This is a genomic window from Arthrobacter sp. MA-N2, assembly GCF_000517125.1.
GTDB lineage: Bacteria > Actinomycetota > Actinomycetes > Actinomycetales > Micrococcaceae > Arthrobacter > Arthrobacter methylotrophus.
The window spans coordinates 969,223-989,910 of the sequence record NZ_KI912155.1 but is presented as its reverse complement, the minus strand read 5'-3'; the positions used below and the strand labels follow the sequence as shown (position 1 = coordinate 989,910).

General features: G+C 63.4%; 18 protein-coding genes. 10 read left to right on the top strand and 8 right to left on the bottom strand.

Features of this window, described 5'->3' with window-relative positions:
- Positions 1-22 precede the first annotated feature (22 nt).
- Positions 23-553 carry a MarR family winged helix-turn-helix transcriptional regulator gene (locus A3M3_RS23820; protein WP_081736692.1) on the top strand — a complete coding sequence of 177 codons (531 nt, stop codon included), beginning with the start codon at positions 23-25 and terminating at the stop codon, positions 551-553.
- A 142-nt stretch (positions 554-695) separates the two neighbouring features.
- Positions 696-998 (top strand): DUF4193 domain-containing protein, encoded by a 303-nt coding sequence (locus A3M3_RS0105065; RefSeq protein WP_028265437.1) that lies wholly within the window; start codon positions 696-698, stop codon positions 996-998.
- Between the two features lie 24 nt (positions 999-1,022).
- Here the strand turns inward: A3M3_RS0105065 and A3M3_RS0105060 are convergent, their stop codons facing one another.
- On the bottom strand, positions 1,023-2,528 hold the full coding sequence (locus A3M3_RS0105060; protein ID WP_028265436.1) for a CYTH and CHAD domain-containing protein: 1,506 nt from the start codon (positions 2,526-2,528) through the stop codon (positions 1,023-1,025).
- Between the two features lie 437 nt (positions 2,529-2,965).
- Here A3M3_RS0105060 and A3M3_RS0105055 point away from each other — a divergent pair, with 437 nt between their 5' ends.
- The gene (locus tag A3M3_RS0105055) at positions 2,966-3,265 is read left to right on the top strand and encodes a hypothetical protein (protein ID WP_028265435.1); all 300 of its coding nucleotides are present in this window, start codon (positions 2,966-2,968) and stop codon (positions 3,263-3,265) included.
- A gap of 120 nt (positions 3,266-3,385) precedes the next feature.
- Here A3M3_RS0105055 and A3M3_RS0105050 read toward each other — a convergent pair whose 3' ends face one another.
- From A3M3_RS0105050 to A3M3_RS0105040, 3 genes are all read right to left on the bottom strand, one after another.
- Entirely contained in the window at positions 3,386-3,727 is a 342-nt protein-coding gene (locus A3M3_RS0105050) for a hypothetical protein (RefSeq protein ID WP_028265434.1), read from the bottom strand.
- Positions 3,728-3,911: 184 nt separating this feature from the next.
- Positions 3,912-5,627, bottom strand: coding sequence for an alkaline phosphatase family protein (locus A3M3_RS0105045; RefSeq protein ID WP_197023121.1), 1,716 nt, complete (start codon positions 5,625-5,627; stop codon positions 3,912-3,914).
- Positions 5,628-5,856: 229 nt separating this feature from the next.
- The gene (locus A3M3_RS0105040) at positions 5,857-8,031 is read right to left on the bottom strand and encodes a transglycosylase domain-containing protein (protein ID WP_028265432.1); all 2,175 of its coding nucleotides are present in this window, start codon (positions 8,029-8,031) and stop codon (positions 5,857-5,859) included.
- 206 nt (positions 8,032-8,237) lie between these two features.
- Here A3M3_RS0105040 and A3M3_RS0105035 point away from each other — a divergent pair, with 206 nt between their 5' ends.
- The 4 genes from A3M3_RS0105035 (at position 8,238) to A3M3_RS23815 (ending at position 12,187) form a co-directional block, all read left to right on the top strand.
- A complete protein-coding gene (locus tag A3M3_RS0105035; RefSeq protein ID WP_231497188.1) occupies positions 8,238-8,510 on the top strand; it encodes a hypothetical protein in 273 nt (90 codons plus the stop codon).
- Between the two features lie 175 nt (positions 8,511-8,685).
- Positions 8,686-9,618, top strand: a complete 933-nt coding sequence (locus tag A3M3_RS0105030) for a threonine/serine dehydratase (RefSeq protein WP_028265430.1) — start codon at positions 8,686-8,688, stop codon at positions 9,616-9,618.
- A 59-nt stretch (positions 9,619-9,677) separates the two neighbouring features.
- On the top strand, positions 9,678-10,301 hold the full coding sequence (locus tag A3M3_RS0105025) for an adenylate kinase (protein ID WP_051422937.1): 624 nt from the start codon (positions 9,678-9,680) through the stop codon (positions 10,299-10,301).
- Between the two features lie 41 nt (positions 10,302-10,342).
- The gene (locus A3M3_RS23815; RefSeq protein ID WP_051423295.1) at positions 10,343-12,187 is read left to right on the top strand and encodes a glycoside hydrolase family 15 protein; all 1,845 of its coding nucleotides are present in this window, start codon (positions 10,343-10,345) and stop codon (positions 12,185-12,187) included.
- On the opposite strand, the gene A3M3_RS23810 is transcribed toward A3M3_RS23815, so the two are convergent.
- A complete protein-coding gene (locus A3M3_RS23810) occupies positions 12,167-14,776 on the bottom strand; it encodes a bifunctional lysylphosphatidylglycerol flippase/synthetase MprF (RefSeq protein WP_051422936.1) in 2,610 nt (869 codons plus the stop codon). The genes A3M3_RS23815 and A3M3_RS23810 overlap by 21 nt on opposite strands.
- A gap of 237 nt (positions 14,777-15,013) precedes the next feature.
- Here A3M3_RS23810 and A3M3_RS0105010 point away from each other — a divergent pair, with 237 nt between their 5' ends.
- The 3 genes from A3M3_RS0105010 to A3M3_RS0105000 all read left to right on the top strand — a co-directional run bounded on the left by A3M3_RS0105010 (position 15,014) and on the right by A3M3_RS0105000 (position 17,151).
- Positions 15,014-15,853 carry an SGNH/GDSL hydrolase family protein gene (locus tag A3M3_RS0105010; RefSeq protein WP_028265428.1) on the top strand — a complete coding sequence of 280 codons (840 nt, stop codon included), beginning with the start codon at positions 15,014-15,016 and terminating at the stop codon, positions 15,851-15,853.
- Positions 15,854-15,918: 65 nt separating this feature from the next.
- On the top strand, positions 15,919-16,791 hold the full coding sequence (locus A3M3_RS0105005; protein WP_028265427.1) for an NAD-dependent epimerase/dehydratase family protein: 873 nt from the start codon (positions 15,919-15,921) through the stop codon (positions 16,789-16,791).
- 114 nt (positions 16,792-16,905) lie between these two features.
- Entirely contained in the window at positions 16,906-17,151 is a 246-nt protein-coding gene (locus A3M3_RS0105000; protein ID WP_028265426.1) for a hypothetical protein, read from the top strand.
- Positions 17,152-17,167: 16 nt separating this feature from the next.
- Here the strand turns inward: A3M3_RS0105000 and A3M3_RS23805 are convergent, their stop codons facing one another.
- The 3 genes from A3M3_RS23805 to A3M3_RS0104985 form a co-directional block, all read right to left on the bottom strand.
- Positions 17,168-18,322 (bottom strand): serine hydrolase domain-containing protein, encoded by a 1,155-nt coding sequence (locus A3M3_RS23805; protein WP_197023120.1) that lies wholly within the window; start codon positions 18,320-18,322, stop codon positions 17,168-17,170.
- A 260-nt stretch (positions 18,323-18,582) separates the two neighbouring features.
- A complete protein-coding gene (locus A3M3_RS0104990; protein WP_028265425.1) occupies positions 18,583-19,395 on the bottom strand; it encodes a bifunctional allantoicase/(S)-ureidoglycine aminohydrolase in 813 nt (270 codons plus the stop codon).
- A 10-nt stretch (positions 19,396-19,405) separates the two neighbouring features.
- On the bottom strand, positions 19,406-20,686 hold the full coding sequence (locus tag A3M3_RS0104985; RefSeq protein WP_028265424.1) for a DUF6986 family protein: 1,281 nt from the start codon (positions 20,684-20,686) through the stop codon (positions 19,406-19,408).
- Positions 20,687-20,688 lie beyond the last annotated feature (2 nt).

Genomic DNA, 20,688 nt, shown 5'->3' with positions numbered 1-20,688 from the left:
GTCAAGCATGTATTCTGGATGCATGGACTTAGCCACACCGGGCCGGCCGAAACGGACCGCTTTTCTCTTGTCGCAGCTGGGGGCCGTGGCGTCCTCCCGTTTTGCCGACCGCACGCGGGGCATCGGCCTCACGCCCGGCGACGCCGGCGTCATCCGCCTGCTCGGGCGTGCCCCCGGCTTGAGCCAACGCTCCCTCGCAGACAGGCTGGGCGCCGTCCCCAGCCGGGTGGTTTCACTCATCGACTCACTCGAGGAACGCGGCCTCGTGGAGCGGGTGCGCAGCAGCACCGACCGGCGGAACTATGAACTCCACCTCACCGACGCGGGCAAGGGCGCACTGCGGGAACTTCGGGGCATTGCCGAACAGCACGAAGCGGAGCTCCTGGCCCCGCTGACAGGCGCGCAGATCGCGCAACTGGACGAGCTGCTGGCACAGCTCGCCAACGGGCACGGCCTGGACAAGGACCTGCACGGCGGCACCGGAAGCGACGCCGGACCCGAGGCCCGCGACGGTGGTCTCGCCGGCCGGCCCGACGGCGGACGAAGGACTTGATCGGACGCCCGGACCGGGTGCCGGCGCCGGACATGGACATGTGAAAGGCGCCACACTTGACGCCGCATTGTGGGGAATAGCAGCAGGATGGTGTATGTTGCACATTCGCCAGTCAATACACAAGAGAAGAGATAAACCCCAAGTGGCAACCGATTACGACGAACTCCGCTCCGACGTCGCGGAATCCCAAAGCACGTCACTTCAGGCCCTGCAGTCCGCCAATGCACCGGACGCCCGCAGCGTTGTACGGGAACTGGACGAGGCCGATGCGTTTGAAGGCAACGAGGTGCCCGGCGGCGAATTCGTGGCCGAGGAACTGGTCATTGCGGTCGTCCCGCAGAAGGAGGACGAGTTCACGTGCTTCTCGTGCTTCCTCGTTCGCCACCGCTCCCAGATTGCCCGAGAAAAGAATGGCCACGCCTACTGCATAGAGTGCGAAGGCTGAGGCTGCGAGGCGTAGTCCTTTCCGTCACAGGCTAGTCAAGCGCTTCTTCTTAGCGAGCTTTTCATAGCGGCGCTCGGAATCAGTTGCTCGCTGCTCTTCAGCAGCGAGCACGCGGCCAAAGGCTGAATTGTTCTCGGTGGATCCTCCGGTGTCATGTATGAGGCGAAGCAGCACCGACTGCGCGATGACGCTGTCCTGGTGCTCACCCAGGATTTTCTGGATCTTTTGCGCATCACGGGCCAAGCGCGCAGCGGGCTTTCCGTGGACGTCCCGCAGCGCCTCGGCCGCATGCCGTAGCCTTTTTGCGTCTTTGCGGACCTGGTGCAATGCCTTGTCACGTTGTGCGCCGGCCTGCCGTGCTGCTTCCTTCTGGGACCGGTGCACCCGCTTGATGGCTTTTGCTGCCAGCTTGGCTGTGACGGGACGGGCCTTCTTTCCTGCACGCGGAGTTACAGGAGGCTCGTCGCGGAACGCCTCAAGTGCATCCAAGAGCTGGAAATAGCGTTTCGTTCCCAAGGAGCGGAGCATCTGGCGGTAACCGGAGTTGAAGGCGTCTTCGAGTTCGTCCGTGAGCTTGGCGGCAGCCGGACCAGACAGGAGTCCATCGGGTTGGGTATTTAGCAATTCCCCGATCCGGTCGCGCAGCACCTCGGCGTCCCGGGCCTTGCCCAGGACCTTGGTCAGCCATTTCAGTTCAGCCTTGAGGCGGCTCCGGGCGTCGGCGTCGAACAACTTGCCGTAGGCGGACAGGGCCGAGCGGAGCCGGCGGATGGCCGAGCGCATGCGGTGAACGGCGTCGTCCGCACCTTGCCGAACTCCGGAATCCAGTGTGGTGACTTCGGCGATTTGTGCGGCCATGTATGCCACTATCGCGTCTCCGGCAGAACCTTTCGGGCGTGCTTTAGGCGGTGCAGGCACCGGGAGCGGCCAGGCTGTCCCGAACGCACGGGCCAGTTTCGAGGCATGCGCGGACCGGGTCGCGCCTGCCAGCGAAACGACGTGCTCCGCACTCTCCAGGAGATCTTGATCGCCATGGACCAGTTCGATTTCCCATTCCCGCCATTGCCTCTCCACTTGCACCGGGTGCAACGTCTCGGCTGTCACGTGGTCATCGGCGAAATCGGCCAGTGTGAGGTCATCGCTTCCATGCAGTCGAAGCAGAGTCCGGCGGGTGTGGATCCGGGCCGTGGGCCTCAGTTCGTTGCCGCGGGTGAACACCAGGAGTCTCTCGGCCAACTCCTCGGGGACGGTCTCGGGCTGTCCCAGCGGTGCGTGGATCTCGATGCGACTGTCCTGCTCAGCCGGCAGTTTCAGATGCCAGCCGGCATCGGTGCCTCCAGTACGGCGCCGCAACGTGATGCGATGCCGAGCCAGGGCGAGGTCTGCTGTGTCGAAATAGACGGCTTCAAGGTGATGATCGACAGGGTTGGCTATCTGTTCCACGCCGGTGATATCCCCGAGCGCGGGGAGGGGCGTCTCCAAGTCAGCGTCATACTTGCGTTCGGTTTCCACGGATTCCAGGGTGGACATGGCGTCCTCGCCTTTCGCGTCGCTGATACAGGCATGTATAGGCATCGTCCCACGCGTCCGCCTCCCGGGAAAGGCTCGCAGCACTTCTCCGGCGGTCCTGGCGCTGGTGGACTTTCCAAGCTCGCGGCAGCTGATTCCCTAGACCGGAGTCAGTTCAGGCCCTAAGATCGCTCTGACGGCACCAGCCCTGCGCTGAGCGATGTCCGTCACGGTCTCACCTAAAACGTGAGCGCCGGGTCCGTTCATCGACTCCCCCAAAGTCCACGAACGGGCCCGGTCGACATCGCTTTGACCACTTGTCCCATGGCGAAATCAACTTGTCCCGCGGCGAAATCAACGCGGACTCGTACGCTGAAGCGATAGTTAGCGAGTAATTACTCGTAGATGGTGACTGCAACCCGACAACGGAGGATGCTTGATTGTTGGGAGGGAAAATCATGACACGAGATGTGAGTCATTTCGAGCGCCTTTCGGCATGGACCGAAAACGATATGAAGCCAGCCGTCGGCAAGCTCTTGCGCGGTGATGGCCTGCCTTCCGACGCCCTGGAAAGCAGCCGTCCCTCGCCCCTGGACTTCCAGATCCCCGAGGAACTGGACCGCGCCCTGGAGTCGGCTTCCCAAACACTCAGCCTCACGCCCAGCGAGATCTTGCGGGAGGCCTTGTCCGAATGGCTGGGGAGCCACGGACAGCCGGCCACGGGCCATCACCCGTTTGGGAAGCACACAGCACTGTAACGAGCGCCGGACCGCACAGCTCAAGTCTCGCCAGATCCGGGACATGACTCCGGCTGTATCGAGCCCCCCCGAGGACCAAGCATCCATGGCCAGCCCCCGGGCGGGGAATTCAAGCTGTCTCTAGCTGCCGCAGTACTTGCCGTAAGCGGTGCCGGCATTCTGGTACCCGGTCTTCAGCGAATCGAGCTTCGCGGAATCCGGGTTGTCCTTCACCGACTCGTCCAGATAGTCCACGATTGCCTTCAACGTCGGCTTCAGCTCATCTGAGGAGACAGCCTCGATGGGGCGGATCTGGTTGGCGAACTTGATCATTCCAGTCTTGTCGGTGCTGTTCGTGGGGTTTGAGATGACGGTCTTGACCCGGCTGCAGGTGTCCGCGGTGCTCAGCTGCTGCGGTGCGGAGCAGGCTGAAGCGGAGAGGAGGAGCCCGGCCGCGAGCAGGGTAGTGGTGATTTTCTTCATGGTTCCCTCAGTAGTTGCTGACGTCTGATTGTAAGCAGACGCCGAGCGGCACCCAATGCAGGTTTCGCCGTCGGAACGGTCTATTGCCTGCAGCGTGGGTCCGGTTGTGCCACTGGAGGGGTCCCTCAGCCGCCTGGCTGCCGAACCCCTCCAGTGTCCAACGCGCGGTTCGACCAGCGCCGGATCAGCGCTGAGGAAGAGCCTTGGTTCCTTCGATCTGCACGGCCTGCAACTTGTTCGGGTCCAGGCCAAGTGTCTTCAGGATGGTCGGGGCAATCTGGGTGGTCTCCACAGTGCTATCCACAGTGCGGGCATGGTGGTCGTTGGCGCCGGAGATCACCAGAGGCACGTCGCGGTCGTCGGCGTTGGCACCTCCGTGTTCGGCGATTTTTGACTTTCCGCCGGTGTAGACAACGCCGGTCTGGGCGATGCCCAGGATATCCGGGTAACGGGCATCGCTGGTTTGGGTGCCGAAGTAGCGGGCAACTTCGCTGCCCGCGTAGACCTTGCTCAGCCCCGAGGCAGGCACAGTTTTGGCGGCGCTGTTGATGTCATTGCCGGCGGCAGAGTGCGCTGCCAGGTAGTCCTTGGCGAACTGCGCTGCTGCCTGCGAGTGGTCCGAGAGCCACAGCTGCATGATGTCGTCGTCAGTGGAGAACGCCACCAGGTCAGCGGAGCCGGGGTGGGATGACTTCCACGCGGCGTTGAGGCCGTCGATAATTGCGCTGTCAGGAACCCTGGTCAGTGCTGCCGGATCCATGGGGGACTGTCCGTGCTTGGCCGAGAGGATCACGGTGGTGTCCTTGGCATGGCCGGAAGCGGCCAACGCGGACTCGAACTTGCCCACCGAGGAATTGACGAAGTCCAAGGCGTTGCTCAGGAGCGGTCCTGGAGCGGCGCCGCCCTGAAGGTAGCCGCCGGTGAGTCCGTCCGACGTCGGGAGCTTCTGCGCCGTCGAAACGGACTGGAAGTTCATCCCGAAGATGCCCGGTACCGCGGCGGCCTTGGTTCCGGAATGGTCCTTGCCCCCGATTTCGTTGAGCACGGCCTGGACCTTGTAGCCGTCGTACTGCTGGGTCGCGGCATTGTCCTGCGTCCAGTCGCCCGTGAACGGGGCAGGGGCCTTGCTGTTGATTTCAGGGGTGAACAGGTCATCCACGCCTTTGCCGGAGGGGCCGTTCAGGATTTCATAGGCCGGGTGCTTGTCCGACCACGCCGTGCCCAGGCCAGCGCTCTTGGCAACTTCGAAGACCGTGTTCACTTTCAAATACTGGTGCGGGTAGACCGGCTTGCAGCTTGCCGGGTCAACCGGGAGGGCGGCCGGGTCAAGGAGCGTGCCGGGCTGTCCCGTCATGTTCAGGATGCTGCCCGGAAGTCCAGGCAAGCCTTGGCCGGCGTCGAGGGCGTTCTGGCTCTTGTCTGCCGCTTCGGTGAATGCAACTTCGGCACCGGGCGCAGTGTTCTTGCAGTCCGTGGTGCCCGCGGGCAGGAGTGCCCGGTTGAACGTGTCGTCATAGTAGACGCCGGTGGTACCGGGATTGCCGCCGGTCAGCTGGCCGACCAAGCCGGGGAAGGAATCCGAAGGCACGGGAGTCTGGGCGTGCGTGTAGCTGGTGCCATGGTTGACCAGCGACGCCAGCGCCGACGTCGGGTGGTTCTTCACGTACAAGTCCAGGTCCTTCTGGTGGAGGCCATCCACCGAAAGCAGCAGGACATGCTTGGAGGTTTCACCCTGACCGCCCTGGTCCTTGTTACTGTCCGGTCCCTGCTGGCCTTGGACGTTCTGGCCGCCGCGTGAAGCGTCGTCGGCCATCGCCGGCGCTACCGCGGATCCGGCCATGAGCACGGCCCCCAGGACCGCTGCTGTGGCAAGCCCGTTCTTCTTGGCTGTCTTCTTCAAAATAAGGCCCTTCGCTCTTGCGTTCTTATCGATCGGAAAATGCGTCCCCGGACGATTCTTGTGGCCGGGAGGGACCTCATAACGCCGAATTGGCTTCATCCCTGAAACGTTCACGGCAGGTTCAATCAGGAGTTGCCAAACTCTTCCGAAACTCACAGAAGAAACGCGTACCCCTGAGGCGGCCCGAGGTACGGGCTCACTGGCGCTCCACGATCGGGGTCTTCAAGGCTCAGGGGGACGGACTCGCCGTCGGCGTTCCCGTCATGGAGGCGGGCGGCGCCGGGAACGCTGCGGCCGGGTACAGGCGGCCCACCTGCGTCATGTAGTTCGCCCACTGCGGCCCGGCCAGCATGTAGCCGTCGATTGCGGTGTAAAACTTGCCGTTGATGGTCACGTTTTGTCCGGCTCGGCTTTCCCCCGCCATGGTGTCGCCAAAGAATGACGCGGTGGCGAGGCCCGTGGTGTATCCGAGCACCCAGGTCGAACCATTGCTATTGTTCGTTCCCGTCTTTGCCGCGGTGGGGAACAAGTCCTGGACCTTGGGTTGAATGTAGACGCCGGATCCCCGTTTCAGGACGTCCTGAAGCACGGAGTTGACCCCGCGGGCCACCTCCGGCTTGATGGCCGGGCGGCAGGAAGCGGCTTGGGCGGGCAACTTGCTCCCGGCCGGGTCCGTCACGCTCACAATGGCGATCGGCGCGCAGTACGTCCCGTCGTTGGCGAAAGTCGCAAAGGCGCTAGCCATCACCAGCGGCGATACTTCGGTGCCGCCAAGGAGGTTGCCTAGCTGGTGCATGTTCACGGGGGCGTTGTCCACTCCACTATGGAGGCCTACTGCATCGACTACTTTCTGAATGCCACAGAAGTCCAGTTGGCTTGCCTCCGCAAAGGTTGCGGTGTTGATGGAGTTGTAGAGCCCGTAGTTGACGGGCATGGGGCGGTAGTAGCCCTCGTCGTTGTTGCGGAGATCGTCAGCTGTGCCAAGGCCGGCGATTTTCTGGGCCGTGCTGTAGCCGCCCAGGACTTTTCCACAGCTGTCTCTCCAGGGGAACCCGAGGGGATAGACCCTCCTCGACGCGTCCACCACGGTGGTCATTGACTTGCCCTCGTTGAGCCACTCCGTGAAAGTGAACGGCTTCATGGCCGAACCTGGCTGGAACCCCCCGGCTCCGTTGAGGTCATTGCCGTTGGCGTCCTTGGAATCGACATTGAAATTCAGCTGCGTATCGAATTTGCCGGGCTCGGGCAGAAATACCGTGTTTTGTGCCATGGCCAGGATCCTGCCCGTGCCCGGCTGCACCGTGACCAAGGAAGCGCCCCACTTGTCCGGGTTGGTCCCTGCCGTAGCATCGACCTGCTGCTGTGCGACTACCTGCAAGCGGCTGTCGAGCGTCGTGGTGATGGTCAAACCACCCCGGTACAGAAGCTGTTCCCGGTCTGTGACGCTGGCACCGTAGGCCGGGTCGTTAAGGATGAGATGGGAGATGTAGTCGCAGAAGTACACTGCCATCTCCGCGGCGGCGCAGCCTTGACCTCCCGGGGTGATGTTGAGCTTGAGGGGCGTGGCGACGGCAGACGCGTACTCTGCTTGCTGGATCTTGTGTTGGGCGAGCATGTCGGCCAGCACAAGATTGCGCCGTTTGATGGAGTTGTCCGGATGGAGGGACGGATCGTAGAAACTGGGGCTGTTGACGAGTCCGGCGAGCAGGGCGGCCTGCGGCAGGCTGAGGTCCTTGGCAGAGACGCTAAAGAAATGCTGTGCAGCGGCTTCGATGCCGTAAGCATCCCTGTTGAAGAAGACGATGTTCAGGTAACCCTCGAGGATCTGGTCCTTCGTGAATTTCTTCTCGAGTTCGACGGCGAGCTTCATTTCGCGGATCTTGTCACCGAGGGTCTTCTGCCCGCTGAGGACCACCGCTCCGGTCTGCCCTGCCGCCAAACGGGACTCGTTGAGTACGTTGGTGACATATTGCTGGGTCAGGGTCGACGCGCCCTCGTTGGTGCCTTTAGTGACGTTGGACGCCAGTGCCCGGAGAATCCCCTGGGGGTCGATGCCGCCGTGATTGTAAAAGCGGCTGTCCTCTACGGCGACGATCGCTTCCTTGATGTAGGGCGACATCTGGTCGAGGCTGACCCTCACGCGGTTCTCCGCATAGAAGGTTGCGATGGTCTTTCCGTCGGAACCAAGAACTCTGGTTGACTGTGACGGCGCATTGACGACGAGGTCACCAGGAAGGTTGTCAAAGTACTGGATGGAACCGCTGATGGCCATCCCTGCAGACGCAACACCGGGGACCACAAGCCCAGCGGCCAGAACGCCACAAAAAGCGCTCACCACGAAGAATCCGAAGATCCTCCACAGGGCCGCGCTCAAACCCCGTTTTCGACTGTTTTTCGATGCCATTTTTCCAGCTATCAACCGTCCGTGTATCCAGAGTACGCCGCTCTTCCACGCGTCAAACAGGCCCCGAAAATCGTGGCGACACGCCCTGCGCAGTTATGTTCGTCACTTCGCCCGCGCGCTGACAGCACTCCTTGTTTGTCCGGATGCATACTGAAGATATTCGGGTGTGACGAAGGAAGGCAGGTGGGCAGCCGGTGGAGACACTCATGGCTGTTGTGCGAAGCGAATATTTTCCGGCGGGAGCGGTGTTCGTGGGCGTGCTTCTGTTTTGGACGATCGGGTTGCTCGGCGGCTTGTCCTGGTTGAGCGGAGGGCAGCCGCCCCTGGCCATCCTGACGTGGATGATCTTTATCTACGGAGTGGTTGTGCTTTCTCCGCTCGCCGGAATCTGGGCCGCAGTGGATCTGGTCCGCCGTTGGTGGCGGAACCGCCAGACTCGCCGCCAGCAACTCGGAACGGCCGACGTCGAGTCCTCCTGATCCCCACCGCCGCCCTCGCCCCGCAAGTCCCCACCAGCTCCCAGCCTTCGCAAGCTCAGGCAGGGACCCTCGCCGGTGGGGCCCCACCGGCCAGGGAACCCTGGCAGCGCGGGCCCAGGCGATAGCCTAGGCATAGCCCTGCCATGATCTTCCCGCACCGAACGAGGACCTTCCCATGATCACACGCGCCGACGTCGATGAAGCGGCTGCCCGGATTGCCGGGAAGATCCGCCGCACGCCGGTATTCGAGGCGGATGCTGGAACGGTGCCCGGCCAATTGTGGTTCAAGTGCGAATTCATGCAGCACACGGGCACTTTCAAGGCGAGGGGTGCCTTCAACCGCGTCCTGGCGAGCCGGGAGCGCGGCGAGCTGAAGGACGACGTGGGAATCGTCGTCGCGTCAGGTGGCAACGCCGGGCTGGCGAACGCCTATGCGGCAGCGCAACTCGGCGTCCCCGCAACCGTTTTCGTCCCCGAAACGGCACCTGCCGTGAAGGTCAACAAACTCAAGGCCAGCGGTGCCACCGTGGTCCTGCGCGGAACTGAGTATGCCGAAGCGTTCGACGCCGCACTGGCCTATGCTGCGGAATCCGGCGCCGTCTATTGCCACGCCTACGATCAGCCCGAAATTGCCGCCGGCGCGGGCACTGTCGGCTCGGAACTTCTCGAACAGCTTGGCGAAGTAGACACCGTGGTGGTGGCTGTTGGCGGCGGCGGACTCATGGCGGGAATCGCGGCCGCCGTCGAAGGTCACGCCCGGGTTATCGGCGTCGAGCCGGACAACGCGCCCACCCTTCATTCGGCACTCGCCGCAGGGACACCCGTTGACGTGGCCGTGTCCGGGATCGCCGCCGACTCACTGGGAGCCCGGCAAATCGGCCGGATCGGCTTCGAAATGGCAGTCCGCACGGGCGTCCGGACGGTACTGGTGTCCGACGACGACATCGCCGCCGCGCGCTCCCTCCTCTGGGAGCAGTACAGGATCGTCGTGGAGCATGGCGCAGCCACCGCGTTCGCGGCCCTGAACGCCGGCGCATACGTTCCCGCGGAAGGGGAACGCGTGGCCGTGATCCTCTGCGGAGCCAACACCGACCCCGCCACGGTCTAGAGCGGCGAGCCAAGGCAACCCTGCCGCGAGCGCTTCGGAGTTGCTAAGCTCTAGCCCACATGCCGGGGCAAGAAGAACCGCTTCACGAACGGACAGTGACATTGCGATTAATCATCATGGGCCCTCCTGGCTCGGGCAAGGGCACCCAAGCTGAATACATCGCGAGGCATTTCGGTGTCCCCGCCGTCTCTACCGGCGACATTTTCCGCGCGCATGTTCTGGGCAGGACAGAACTCGGCGCCGAAGCCAGCAAGTACATGCACAGCGGTGAGTTCGTGCCGGATCACGTCACCAATGCCATGGTCCGGCAAAGGCTCGGCGACACCGATGTGCAGACAGGGTTCCTCTTGGACGGCTACCCCCGCACGACGGCGCAAATCGAGGCACTCGACGGCTTCCTGTCCGGCACCCGGCATCGGCTTGACGCGGTGCTCGAACTGACAGTCGACGACGACGAACTCGTGGCTCGCATGCTCCGCAGGGCGAAGGAACAGGGGCGCAGCGACGACACGGCGCCGGTGATCCGACGCCGTCTGGAGCTCTATCGCGACCAGACGCGGGCCGTCGTCGAGCGGTACCTTGAGCGTGGAATCGTGCTCGCCGTGGATGGTTCCGGCCACCGGGAAGAAATCACCGCCAAAGCCATAGGCGCCATTGAATCAGCTCTAAGGAAGGGACTGTGAACGGTCAACCGTCTACCGGCCAAAGAATCGAAGACTACGCAATGATCGGGGACCTGCATACCGCGGCCCTGGTCAGCACGGCAGGCTCCATTGACTGGCTGTGCCTTCCACGATTCGATTCGCCCGCGTGCTTCGCCGCGCTCCTGGATTCACCCAAAGCCGGCCGTTGGCTCCTTGCCCCTGAATCCGCGGGCACCTGCACGCGCCGTCAGTACCGGGACGGGACGCTCATCCTCGAAACCGAGTGGGAGACCGGGGAAGGGCACGTGCGGGTCACCGACTTCATGCCGCCGCGCGATGACGTCGCGGACGTCGTCCGGATAGTTGAAGGGATCCGCGGGACGGTCAAAATGCGGGGCGAGCTGATCCTGCGGTTCGACTACGGGCACGTGGTCCCGTGGGTGCGTCGCGACAGGCACGGCCTCCACGCGGTGGCCGGTCCGGATTCCGTCTATCTCAAGTCCCCGGCGCCGTTGATAGGAAAGAACTTCACCACGGTCAGCGAATTCACGGTGAATGCCGGTGACCATATCCCCTTCGTCATGACCTGGGCGCCCAGCCACGAACGGCGTCCCCGCACGGTCGAGGCAGATATCGCTTTGGATGACACAGCGGCGTTCTGGACGGAATGGTCCAAGCGTTGCACGGTCCGGGGGCCTTACCGGAAAGCCGTCCAGCGCTCGTTGATCACGCTGAAAGCTCTCACCTATGCGCCCACCGGGGGCATCGTTGCCGCTGCCACCACTTCGCTCCCCGAGCAGATCGGCGGGCCGCGGAACTGGGACTACCGCTATTGCTGGCTGCGTGATGCCACGTTGACTCTGCAAGCCTTCCTGGCCGCTGGCTATACCGAGGAGGCCGCCGCATGGCGCCATTGGCTCCTGCGCGCTGTGGCAGGCGACCCGGCCGACCTCCAGATCATGTACAGCCTGCATGGCCACCGGAGATTGCCGGAGGCGGAGCTGGCGTGGCTTTCGGGATACCAGGGTTCCACGCCGGTACGAACCGGGAATGCGGCAGCCGAGCAGCTCCAGCTCGACGTCTGGGGAGAGGTCCTGGACTGCCTGTCCCTGACCCGCGCATCGCTGTTGGCCATCGGCGACGATTCCTGGGATGTCCAGACTGCCTTGATGCGCCACCTTGAGCGCATCTGGAACCAGCCCGACAACGGGCTCTGGGAAGTGCGGGGCCCGCGGCGCCACTTCGTGCACTCCAAGGTGATGGCATGGGTCGCGGCCGACCGCATGGTCCGCGGCATCCGTGAATCGGGGATGCCCGGACCGTTGGATCGCTGGGAGGCTCTGCGGGACACCATCCACAACCAAGTCATGACCAAGGGATTCGACACCGAACGCAACACTTTCGTCCAGTCCTACGGGAGCAAGGAGCTGGATGCGAGTCTTCTCCTGATTCCCAAGGTGGGCTTCCTGCCGCACGATGATCCACGCGTTATCGGGACCATTGAAGCCATCCAGCGCGAGCTGACGGAGGACGGCTTCGTGCTGCGCTACCGTCCGGCAGACAGCGACGACGGACTGCCGGGCCGCGAGGGCGTCTTCCTTGCGTGTTCCTTCTGGATGGTGGACGCCCTTCTAGGGGCCGGGCGCCATGCGGAGGCGACGGCGCTTTTCGAGAGGCTCCTCGGCTTGAGCAATGATGTGGGGCTGCTGAGCGAAGAATGGGATGCACAGGCCGGACGGCAACTGGGCAACATGCCCCAGGCCTTCAGTCACTTCGGCCTTGTTCTGAGTGCCTTGCAGCTGCACCACGGCAAAGTCCATCACAGCAACGCCCCGATTGGCGGGGTACCGCCGTCGGACTCAACGGCAGCCTCATCGGAAGCGACGTCGGCGTCGTCTGCGAGCTCAAGCCCGGCGTCGAACTGACGTCCGGGAGCGTTGGGGCCGGCGGAAGATCCGGCCCAGCAACGCCAGCCCGGCCCCGAGGTTGAGCATTGGGAGGTATGCCCTTGCCACCGCAGTTCCGACGGCGGGTAAGGAAGCGGCATCCGGGTAAAGCATGTAGAGGGGCTCGTACCGGGGCCGGAATTTTGCTTTGAAGGCCAGGAGGGACCTGAACCCGTACACCGGCTCCAAGGTCGCCCCCAACCAGTCGAGCAAGCGGTCGAGGTTGCCTGGAGGCCGGGATCGTGGTCTTGGCCTCGGGTTTTCGGAAGGATCCTCCTCGGCCCGCGCCAGGGGTGCTCCGGAAAGGCTCAGGAATTCGCATCCTTCGTCCTTGAGGCTGAGAGCTGCGGAAGCGATGAGGAATTCGATGCTGGCGCGGAAGCCATTGCTGCGGCGCCGCATGAAATCGAGGGTCCAGCCGACGATGTGCCCGTTGCGGTACACGGGCAACCACGACGTGACAGCGTGGACGGTATGGCGCTGGTCAATGGCGAGTAAGCAGCGGACCTCGGGATCGTCGAGCTCGTCGAGGCTGCCGAGGGTAAACCCCATCTCGGGCATGTTCTTGTCGGCCACCCACTCTTCGGAGATTTCCTCGATCTGGACCTGGACGGAGAACGGAGCCGAGGCGTAACTCGTCCACTCGTAACGGATGCCGGCCTTCGCAGCATTGTTCAGGGCTGTACGGATGTCCTGGAACTTCTTTCCTTTGAAGGAAACCGAGTGCAGCGGCAGGATCGTCTCTTGGGCCACTTGTGCCGAACTCCAGCCGGAGGAGTCCGCGTGGTCGCGCAAACCCTGGGGTACGGAATAGAAACACGGTGTCCACCCGTTGCCCCTGCAATAGCGGGCAAATTCCGCGAATGTGGCATTCATCTCGGATTTGGGTCCCACCGGGCCACCGAGCGTGAGCGCAATCCCCGTGCTGACCCGATACGCGACAAAGGACTTTCCTGAAGCGGAGAACCAGTACATGTTTCCTGGCCACGTGGTCATCCAGGATAGCGAGCTGCCTTCCCCGGTCCTGATGACCTTCCGGGCGCGCTCCGTGCTGGCGTCGGGCCGGGTATGCGCATGGCGGAGGAACGTCCGGAATATCAGGAAACCCGCAACGGCCCAAAAGACAACTCCGACACCCTCGTACACGAGGACGGCGGCCGTACCAATGGGGAAGAAAGCCGGAGGCACGTCCAGTACGAAGCCCAGTGGCAGGAAACGGTCAGGGACATCCGCGAGGAGGTCCGGCCATCCTGGCACAGGAGAGAAGTCCCGGGCCAAGACGAGAGCTGCACCGACGTACACCACACTGAGGGCAGCCGCGATGGCAAGAACCTGGAAAAGGAGGCGCCGGTAGCTCCCTTTCGGCGCCTTGACGTGGAAGAGGCGCCGGGTCGTTAAAAGAACGATGGTCAGGGCAAGGGGCAGCAGCAATGGCAGGGCGAGGGTGAGCGGCTGGGAGGAGGCGGATCCCTCGATTGCGGCGATCCCTTCGCTAGCCCCGGTATCCGAGGTAGTCGGTTGCAGGACTCCGGCAATGGCAATTCCCGCCAGGACGGAAAGGCCCACTTGGATCAGCAGGACTCCCACCCAAGCGAAACGCCGTCCGCGACGTAGGCCCTCCGCGAGCAACAGCAGGAGGAACGAGGGGAGTATGGCCATAAAGAGCCCGCCGGCCCCGGCGCGCAACTGCAGTTGTGCGACGGCACAGTCCTTCGCTTGTGCCGGATCCGAGCAAAGATTCTGGAGCGTTTGGGGATCCACGGGCTGGATGTTGGTAAACAGGAACCGCAGGATCGACAACGGCCCCACCGCATGCGGGATAAGTCCGGCAACCACCGGGCCGATCGCTGACGCGGCGATGAGCAGCGATAGCAGCACGCGTGCTTCATGCCGGGAACTGAGCAGGCGCCCGAATCGCGGCCGGCGGCCCATCAACAGTGGACCTAAGGCCACGCCTACCGCTGCGGCCCCGAGCCTCACGAGATCCGCAAACCCTCCGCTGTAGAGCGCCAGGAGCATCAACAGTGCGAAGGCGGCCAGCCTGATACGGCGCCTCCACAGGGTTGCCATGGACGCCGTTCCTGCCATGGCCGTGCCGATGATGAACGCACTCGGACCGATAAAGAGATGGCTGCCCATCTCGGTGGTCCAACTGCCCAGCAAGCCTTGGGCCAAGGCCAGGAATCCAAGGGAAACACCGACGCCCAGAACCTGGCTCGAAACGGCGGCGAGGGCAAACGCCCGCCGTCCCATTCGCCGTTCCAAAGGCACTCCGAGCAGCAGCACCATCAAGGTTCCCAGCACATACCCCGCCAGGTCCCTTGCCCACAGCGCGGAAGCCAGGACGGTCCACCAGTGATCGGTTACCGAACGGGGCGTCAACTCGACGTTGAGCCGCCAGAGGGTGTCTGGTCCAGCGGCAAGGCTCGAGGTGAGGGCACCCAATCCCCAAAAGACGACGATAAAACCCAGGGTGAGCTGCGCCGAACGCAGTCTTCCGGTCCACGATCGTCGCGAGCGGACGTCGGGGACAGGAGGGGTTCCCGGCTCGGGCGCCGGTGCGTGCACGGGGTTCCTTTCTGGGCGTTGGAAGGAAGGGATGCGAAATGAAATTCTTCCACACCGGCCGGCCCACGAGGATAGTTCCCCCTTCGTTGTGACGAGCCTTGCCCTGATCCAATAGACTCCGACGTAGCAGGTTCTCCGGTCGATTTTCTCGCTCGCAAATGGGCAGGACAGCCGCATTTGCACGTTGAGCCACATTTCCACGTTGAGACCAAGAGAAAGCAAGCCCGGGACAGGACGATGCACAAACCGCGCACATTCCATTTCGCTGCAGCCGTGATCGCCGCCGGTTTGGTGCTGGCGGGCTGCGCACCGGCGCCCACCACGTCCTCCGACGGGCCGCAGACGGCGGCGCCCGTAGCGCCCTCCGGAAGCCCGGCAGCAGCGGCCCAAGCTCCCAAGAAACCGGTCACCGGCGAGGACCCGCTCAAGCTTCCGGTGGGGTCCCTCTACAAGAACCCGAGTAACAACCGGAACGAAGTCATCCTCGCTGACGTGCGGCACACTGCCGTCCTTATCGGCGACTCGCAATCGCAGCCTGAGGGATCCTGGCCGCGGGCGGCACTGGGCTCCATCGGTTACAAGGTGTACACCGTGGGCCGTGGCGGAACAGGCTTCGTGGCGGCAACGGCCACCACAGGCAATTACATCGATGCGCTGCAACGCGGAGACTGGGTGCTGCCTTTTGGGACGCCACCATTGATCGTGATCCAAGGCGGCGGCAACGACGCCGCCCGCAACGCGAGCGATGAGCAGATCACGGCCAACGCCAACAGGCTCATCGTGACTCTCAGGAAGCGATATCCGCTGGCCAAGATCGCGATGATCGGAACTCTCGCCAAGGGCGCCGACGACGGCGGAGGCCGCCGCACCCAGGTCGACGCACTGCTGGGCACCATCGCGGCGAAAGCCGGGGCCCCGTTCTTCAGCGTCGGCGACTGGATCACTAAATATCACGTCGCAGGGGATCTCGTGGACGGCGTGCACCTGAACGCTGCCGGGCATGCCAAGCTCAGCGGTATATTGGCGGCAGATATGGCGGCAGCAGGGCTTCGCCTGCAGCCGGACCCTGCGGGCTGAGCCGCCCCCGCCATTTCGCGCCATCAGGACGATCTAGCCATCAGGACGAACTCGAGGAGTGCTTCGTGAGAATCGCGGTAACCGGAGGAAGCGGAAAACTGGGCAAGAGCGTGGTCCGCAGGCTGAGCGCCGCCGGGCACGATGTCATGAATTTGGACCGCGCGGGCGGGAGGGAGCGCGGTACAGTCACAGTAGACCTCCGCAACTACGGCCAGGTTGTGGACGTGCTCCTTGGATTGGACGATCGCCATGACGGGTTCGACGCCATCGTCCACCTCGGCGCAATCCCGGCTCCAGGGCTGCTTCCGGACGTCGCAACCTTCGAAAACAACATGCTCTCCACCTACAACGTCTTCCAGGCCGCCAGACGGGCGGGAATCAAGAAAGTTGTCTACGCCTCCAGCGAGACAGTGCTGGGGCTGCCGTTCGACGTCGATCCTCCTTATATCCCGGTGGACGAGGCATATCCGGCGCGACCGGAAAGCACCTATTCCCTGGTGAAGCACCTGGAAGAACAGATGGCCATCGAACTTACGCGCTGGGATCCCCAACTGAGCATCGTGGCCTTGAGGTTCTCCAACGTGATGGACCCGGAGGACTACGAAGCCTTCCCGTCCTTTGATGCCGACGCGAAACTTCGCAAGTGGAACCTTTGGGCCTACATCGACGGGCGAGACGGTGCTCAAGCAGTGGCGCGTGCTTTGGAGAACGGCAAACCGGGTTTCGACGCGTTCATCATTGCGGCGGCGGACTCGGTCATGGGCCGCTCAAGCGCCAGCCTCGCCGCCGAAGTCTTCCCTGGGGTCAGCGTGACCAAGGAATTGGAAGAACACGAAACCATGCTGTCCATCGACAAGGCCAGACGCGTCCTGGGGTTCTCCCCGGAACACAGTTGGCGGGACTACCACTCGAACCGGACCACACCCACCGAAGACTAAGCCCACCGAAGGCTGAGGCGCCCGACGGCGGCACGTGCCTTGCGCCGTCGGGCCCCGTTGTCCGAACCAGACTCAGGTCTGGCAGAACTCCCCGCCGCGGAGAACAATTGATGCATGGTCAGCTATTCAGCCCTTGAAGCAGCGTCCAGCAAGAATCCGCATGACTGGGGCCGGGCGATGGCAACGGCAATGACGAAGCTCCTGGATGCGGCCCGCATTGATGGACGGCATTTTGAACATGAGTTCCTCTACGGCGAGGAACTGTGCATGAGGATCGACGAAAACAACGACGGAGCCACGGTCAAGCTCACGTGGACCCCCACGGACCCGGAGCCCAAAGAGGAGGAACCTGCGCAGTAGCCGCCATGGATATTACTCAGCAGAGGCCGTTCATGGCAGCAACGGCGACGTCCCGGAGCTGCTGGAACTCCGGCTGGCTGCTACCGTCCAAGGATTCAAGGTGCTTGGTCGTGTCAGACGGGTAGGCGAAGCTCACGGCGATCTGGCGTGTCCCGTCGCTCGTGGAGAAGGCGATGCTGGCAAACCATGTGCTGCCGCCGTGGCCGTAGTAGAAACCGTTGGTGCATTCGTCATTCCAACGCTGCAGTCCGAGTCCGTAGTTCTCTTCCCAAATGGTTTGCATTTCCCGGAGGGTGTTCGCACTGAGTAGCCGGCCCTCCATGAGCGCAGCGTAGAAGGTGTTGATATCGCCGACCGTGGTGATGACTCCCTCTGCGGGAGAACCCAGGAGAAACCCCGGCTGAGAGGCGTTGACGCGCTCGCCGTCGATGAATTCGTAGCTCTGGATCATGTCGCGCGCATCCAGGACCGGCTCGGCGGACAGTGATGTGTGGTTCATTCCGAGCGGAACGAAGATGTCCGAAGCCAAGACGTGGCCAATCGGCTGGCCACGGAGCTTTTCGACGAGCGCGGCCAAGGCGTAGTAGTTGGCGCCCGAGTAGCGGAAGGGCTGGAAGTGCGCGGACCCCCATGGCACGGTTCCGGCCATCCGAAGATAATCCTGGATGCCGAACCTCGTGTTCATGGCCTGCTTGGGCGTCATGGCCTTCAAGATGGCTTCCGGCGCGTCGGGCAGCCCGGAGCTGTGGTTCAGCAGGGAACGGACCGTCACTGGTCCCGGCGGATGGACGAGCTGTTCGAAGTCCGGCAAGTACTCCGTGATGGCGTCGTCGAGCCCCACCTTGCCCTCCTCCACCAGTTTGAGCACTGAAACTGCCACCATGGACTGGGTGATGCCGCCAGCCTGGATCAGGTCGTTGACGGCGGCAGGTTCCCCGGTTTCGACGTCCTGGCTGCCGTAGGCCTGGGACCATTCGCGTCCCCGGACTTTGATCCGGACGACCACCGCCGGTGCGCCCCGGCTGAGCATTTCATGGGCGAAGAAATCCACGGCGGGGGATTCGGGCAGTGCTGTTGGCGATGCAGACGCTGAGGTACTTGGCGGGGATTCAGGTGTCAGGGGGTAGGTGCACGCGGAGGAAGACAAGGTGAGGACAACACTGGCGGCCACCAGGAGTCTTGCAAGCGAAGGGGTAGCTCTCGATCGGGAAGTCGGGGCTACCCGCGCAGCCTGCATGACTGCCTCCTGAAGCTATCCCGGGGCAACAGCTAGGCGCCAGTGCCCCCGTAGTTTCGATCGTCCTCTTCGGAAGCGAGGGGGTCAACGCTGGAGACACGGGTGCGTCCCGAACCCAACTGACTCGCATTTAATGTCGCTATGAGCGCTCATAACGACATTAAATGCGAGTCAGTTGGGTAGCCGGGGGAGGACTAGGTTAGCTTGATCTGCCGGTTGACGTCCTTGTACAGCAAGTACCGGAACGGACCCGGGCCGCCGGCGTAGCAAGCCTGCGGGCAGAAAGCGCGCAGCCACATGAAGTCGCCTGCCTCGACTTCCACCCAGTCGTTGTTGAGCAGGTACATGCCCTTGCCCTCAAGGACGTACAGGCCGTGCTCCATGACGTGGGTCTCCGGGAATGGGATGACCCCGCCGGGCTGGAATGTCACGATGTTCACGTGCATGTCATGGGCCAGGTCATTGGGGTCCGCGAAACGGGTGGTTGCCCAGACGCCATTGACGTCCGGCATTTCGCCGGCCTCGACTTCAGCATCACTCGTGACGAAGGACTTGGCTTCGTAGCCCTCAAGGCGCTCGTAGGCCTTGCGGATCCAGTGGAAGGAGACGATGTCATCCGAGACGTTTTCCAGGCCCCATGTGGAACCGGCAGCCAGATAGGCGTATCCACCCTCCTCGAGCCGGTGCAGTTCACCGTCAAGGGTCAGGTTGACTTTGCCCTTGGTGACGAAGACGACGCCTTCGACGCCTGCCTCGAACTCGGCCTTGGGAGCACCGCCTCCCGGACCGATCTCAACGATCAGCTGGGAGAACGTGGTGGCGAATCCGGAGATCGGGCGGGCAATAATCCAGGAACGCGTGTTGGAGAATCCAGGCAGGTTGCTGGTCACGATGTCGGTCAGGACGCCCTTTGGGATGACCGTGTAGGCCTCCGTCACGATCGCGCGTTCCGTGGTGAGGTGGGTCTGCGGCGGCAGGCCGCCTTGAGGATAGTAGTACTTGCCCATCATTGGATCCTTAGTTGGAGGTGGTGTGTGCGAGCCGGGGATGCGCCAGTGCAGTCAGCCGGGAGAGTTCGACGCCGGCAAGCGCCAGCACTTCTTCGGAACCTACCGCCCCGCACTGGACGCCGCGGAGAACGAAAGCGGCCAAGGCCCGGGCGGTTGCGGGTTCGTCCATGACGCCGCCTTCGGTACGCTCCACGTAGTTGCGGAGGCGGGCCGCTGCGGCAGGCAGGCCCTCGCGGTAGAAGGCGTACGTTGCCGCGAAACGGCTCGGCAACTGGGCAGCATGGAGGTCCCAGCCCTGGTAGTAGCCACGTTCAAGGGAACGCCGCACCAAACGGCCGTGCAGCTTCCACGCGTTTTCCACGTTGTCGCCCACCGGGATGATATTGGTGGAGCCATCGGAGAGCCGGATACCCGTCCCCGCAACAGCCAACTGCATGACTTCCTTCGCGAAATCCGCCACCGGGTGCTCCATGGACTGGTACTCGGCCGAGATCTGCAACGAGGCCGAGTAATCGTAGGTGCCGTAATGCAGCGCGCTGATGCGGCCCGGAACTGCGTGCGGGAGCTGAGCCACGGGGGAGGTTCCCTCCGGGCCCAGGATGAGCTGTGGCGTCTCGACCTGGACTTCGAAGCGGAGCCGGCCTGCCGGAAGGGAGTGGATCTCTTCCAAACGCGAGACCGCGAAGTCCATTGCCTGCACCTGGGCCACCGTGGTGACCTTCGGCAGCGTCAGGATGAGGCCCTCCGGGAGCTCTCCTGCGGATGCCAAGGTGGAGACGAACAGATCCAAGGTCTTCAAGCCACGTGCCCGGGTGGAGGCCTCGAAGCACTTGAACCTGATCCCGATGAACGGCGGGGCCGAGCCCGCGGCAACGGCTTCGCTGACAGCCTGGGCCGCCGCGACCGCTGCGACGTCTTCCGTTTCGTCGCCGCGATCGCCGTAGCCGTCTTCGAAGTCGAGGCGCACGTCTTCGATCGGTTCGCTGCGGAGCTTGGCAGCCACACGGGTGGCGACGGCGGCAGCCAGCTCGGGCTCCTGGCCCAGCAATGTGCCGAGCCTTTCGAGACCGCCGTGGGCCTCCGCCGTCGTGATCGCCTGGGCGCCCCATTCAGCGGAGAGCGACGGCGTGAAACGGTCCGCCGCGACGTACACCGTGTGCACGGGCTGGCGTGTGCCGTTGTCGCCGGGGTAGTTGCGCTCCAGGAGCTGGTCGGTGGCGGCAAGCTGCGAGTCGATCGCGGCGAGATCTGCCGGAGTCAAGGAAGCCTGGAAGGAGGATGCGCCCATCC

Coding starts and splice junctions, on each gene's coding strand:
- A3M3_RS0105035 (WP_231497188.1), top strand. CDS start 8,238: ATGGCTGTTGTGCGAAGCGAATATTTTCCGGCGGGAGCGGTGTTCGTG.
- A3M3_RS0105055 (WP_028265435.1), top strand. CDS start 2,966: ATGACACGAGATGTGAGTCATTTCGAGCGCCTTTCGGCATGGACCGAA.
- A3M3_RS0105010 (WP_028265428.1), top strand. CDS start 15,014: ATGCACAAACCGCGCACATTCCATTTCGCTGCAGCCGTGATCGCCGCC.
- A3M3_RS0105000 (WP_028265426.1), top strand. CDS start 16,906: ATGGTCAGCTATTCAGCCCTTGAAGCAGCGTCCAGCAAGAATCCGCAT.
- A3M3_RS23815 (WP_051423295.1), top strand. CDS start 10,343: ATGATCGGGGACCTGCATACCGCGGCCCTGGTCAGCACGGCAGGCTCC.
- A3M3_RS0105040 (WP_028265432.1), bottom strand. CDS start 8,031: ATGGCATCGAAAAACAGTCGAAAACGGGGTTTGAGCGCGGCCCTGTGG.
- A3M3_RS0105025 (WP_051422937.1), top strand. CDS start 9,678: ATGCCGGGGCAAGAAGAACCGCTTCACGAACGGACAGTGACATTGCGA.
- A3M3_RS0105060 (WP_028265436.1), bottom strand. CDS start 2,528: ATGTCCACCCTGGAATCCGTGGAAACCGAACGCAAGTATGACGCTGAC.
- A3M3_RS0104985 (WP_028265424.1), bottom strand. CDS start 20,686: ATGGGCGCATCCTCCTTCCAGGCTTCCTTGACTCCGGCAGATCTCGCC.
- A3M3_RS0105030 (WP_028265430.1), top strand. CDS start 8,686: ATGATCACACGCGCCGACGTCGATGAAGCGGCTGCCCGGATTGCCGGG.
- A3M3_RS23820 (WP_081736692.1), top strand. CDS start 23: ATGGACTTAGCCACACCGGGCCGGCCGAAACGGACCGCTTTTCTCTTG.
- A3M3_RS0105050 (WP_028265434.1), bottom strand. CDS start 3,727: ATGAAGAAAATCACCACTACCCTGCTCGCGGCCGGGCTCCTCCTCTCC.
- A3M3_RS0104990 (WP_028265425.1), bottom strand. CDS start 19,395: ATGGGCAAGTACTACTATCCTCAAGGCGGCCTGCCGCCGCAGACCCAC.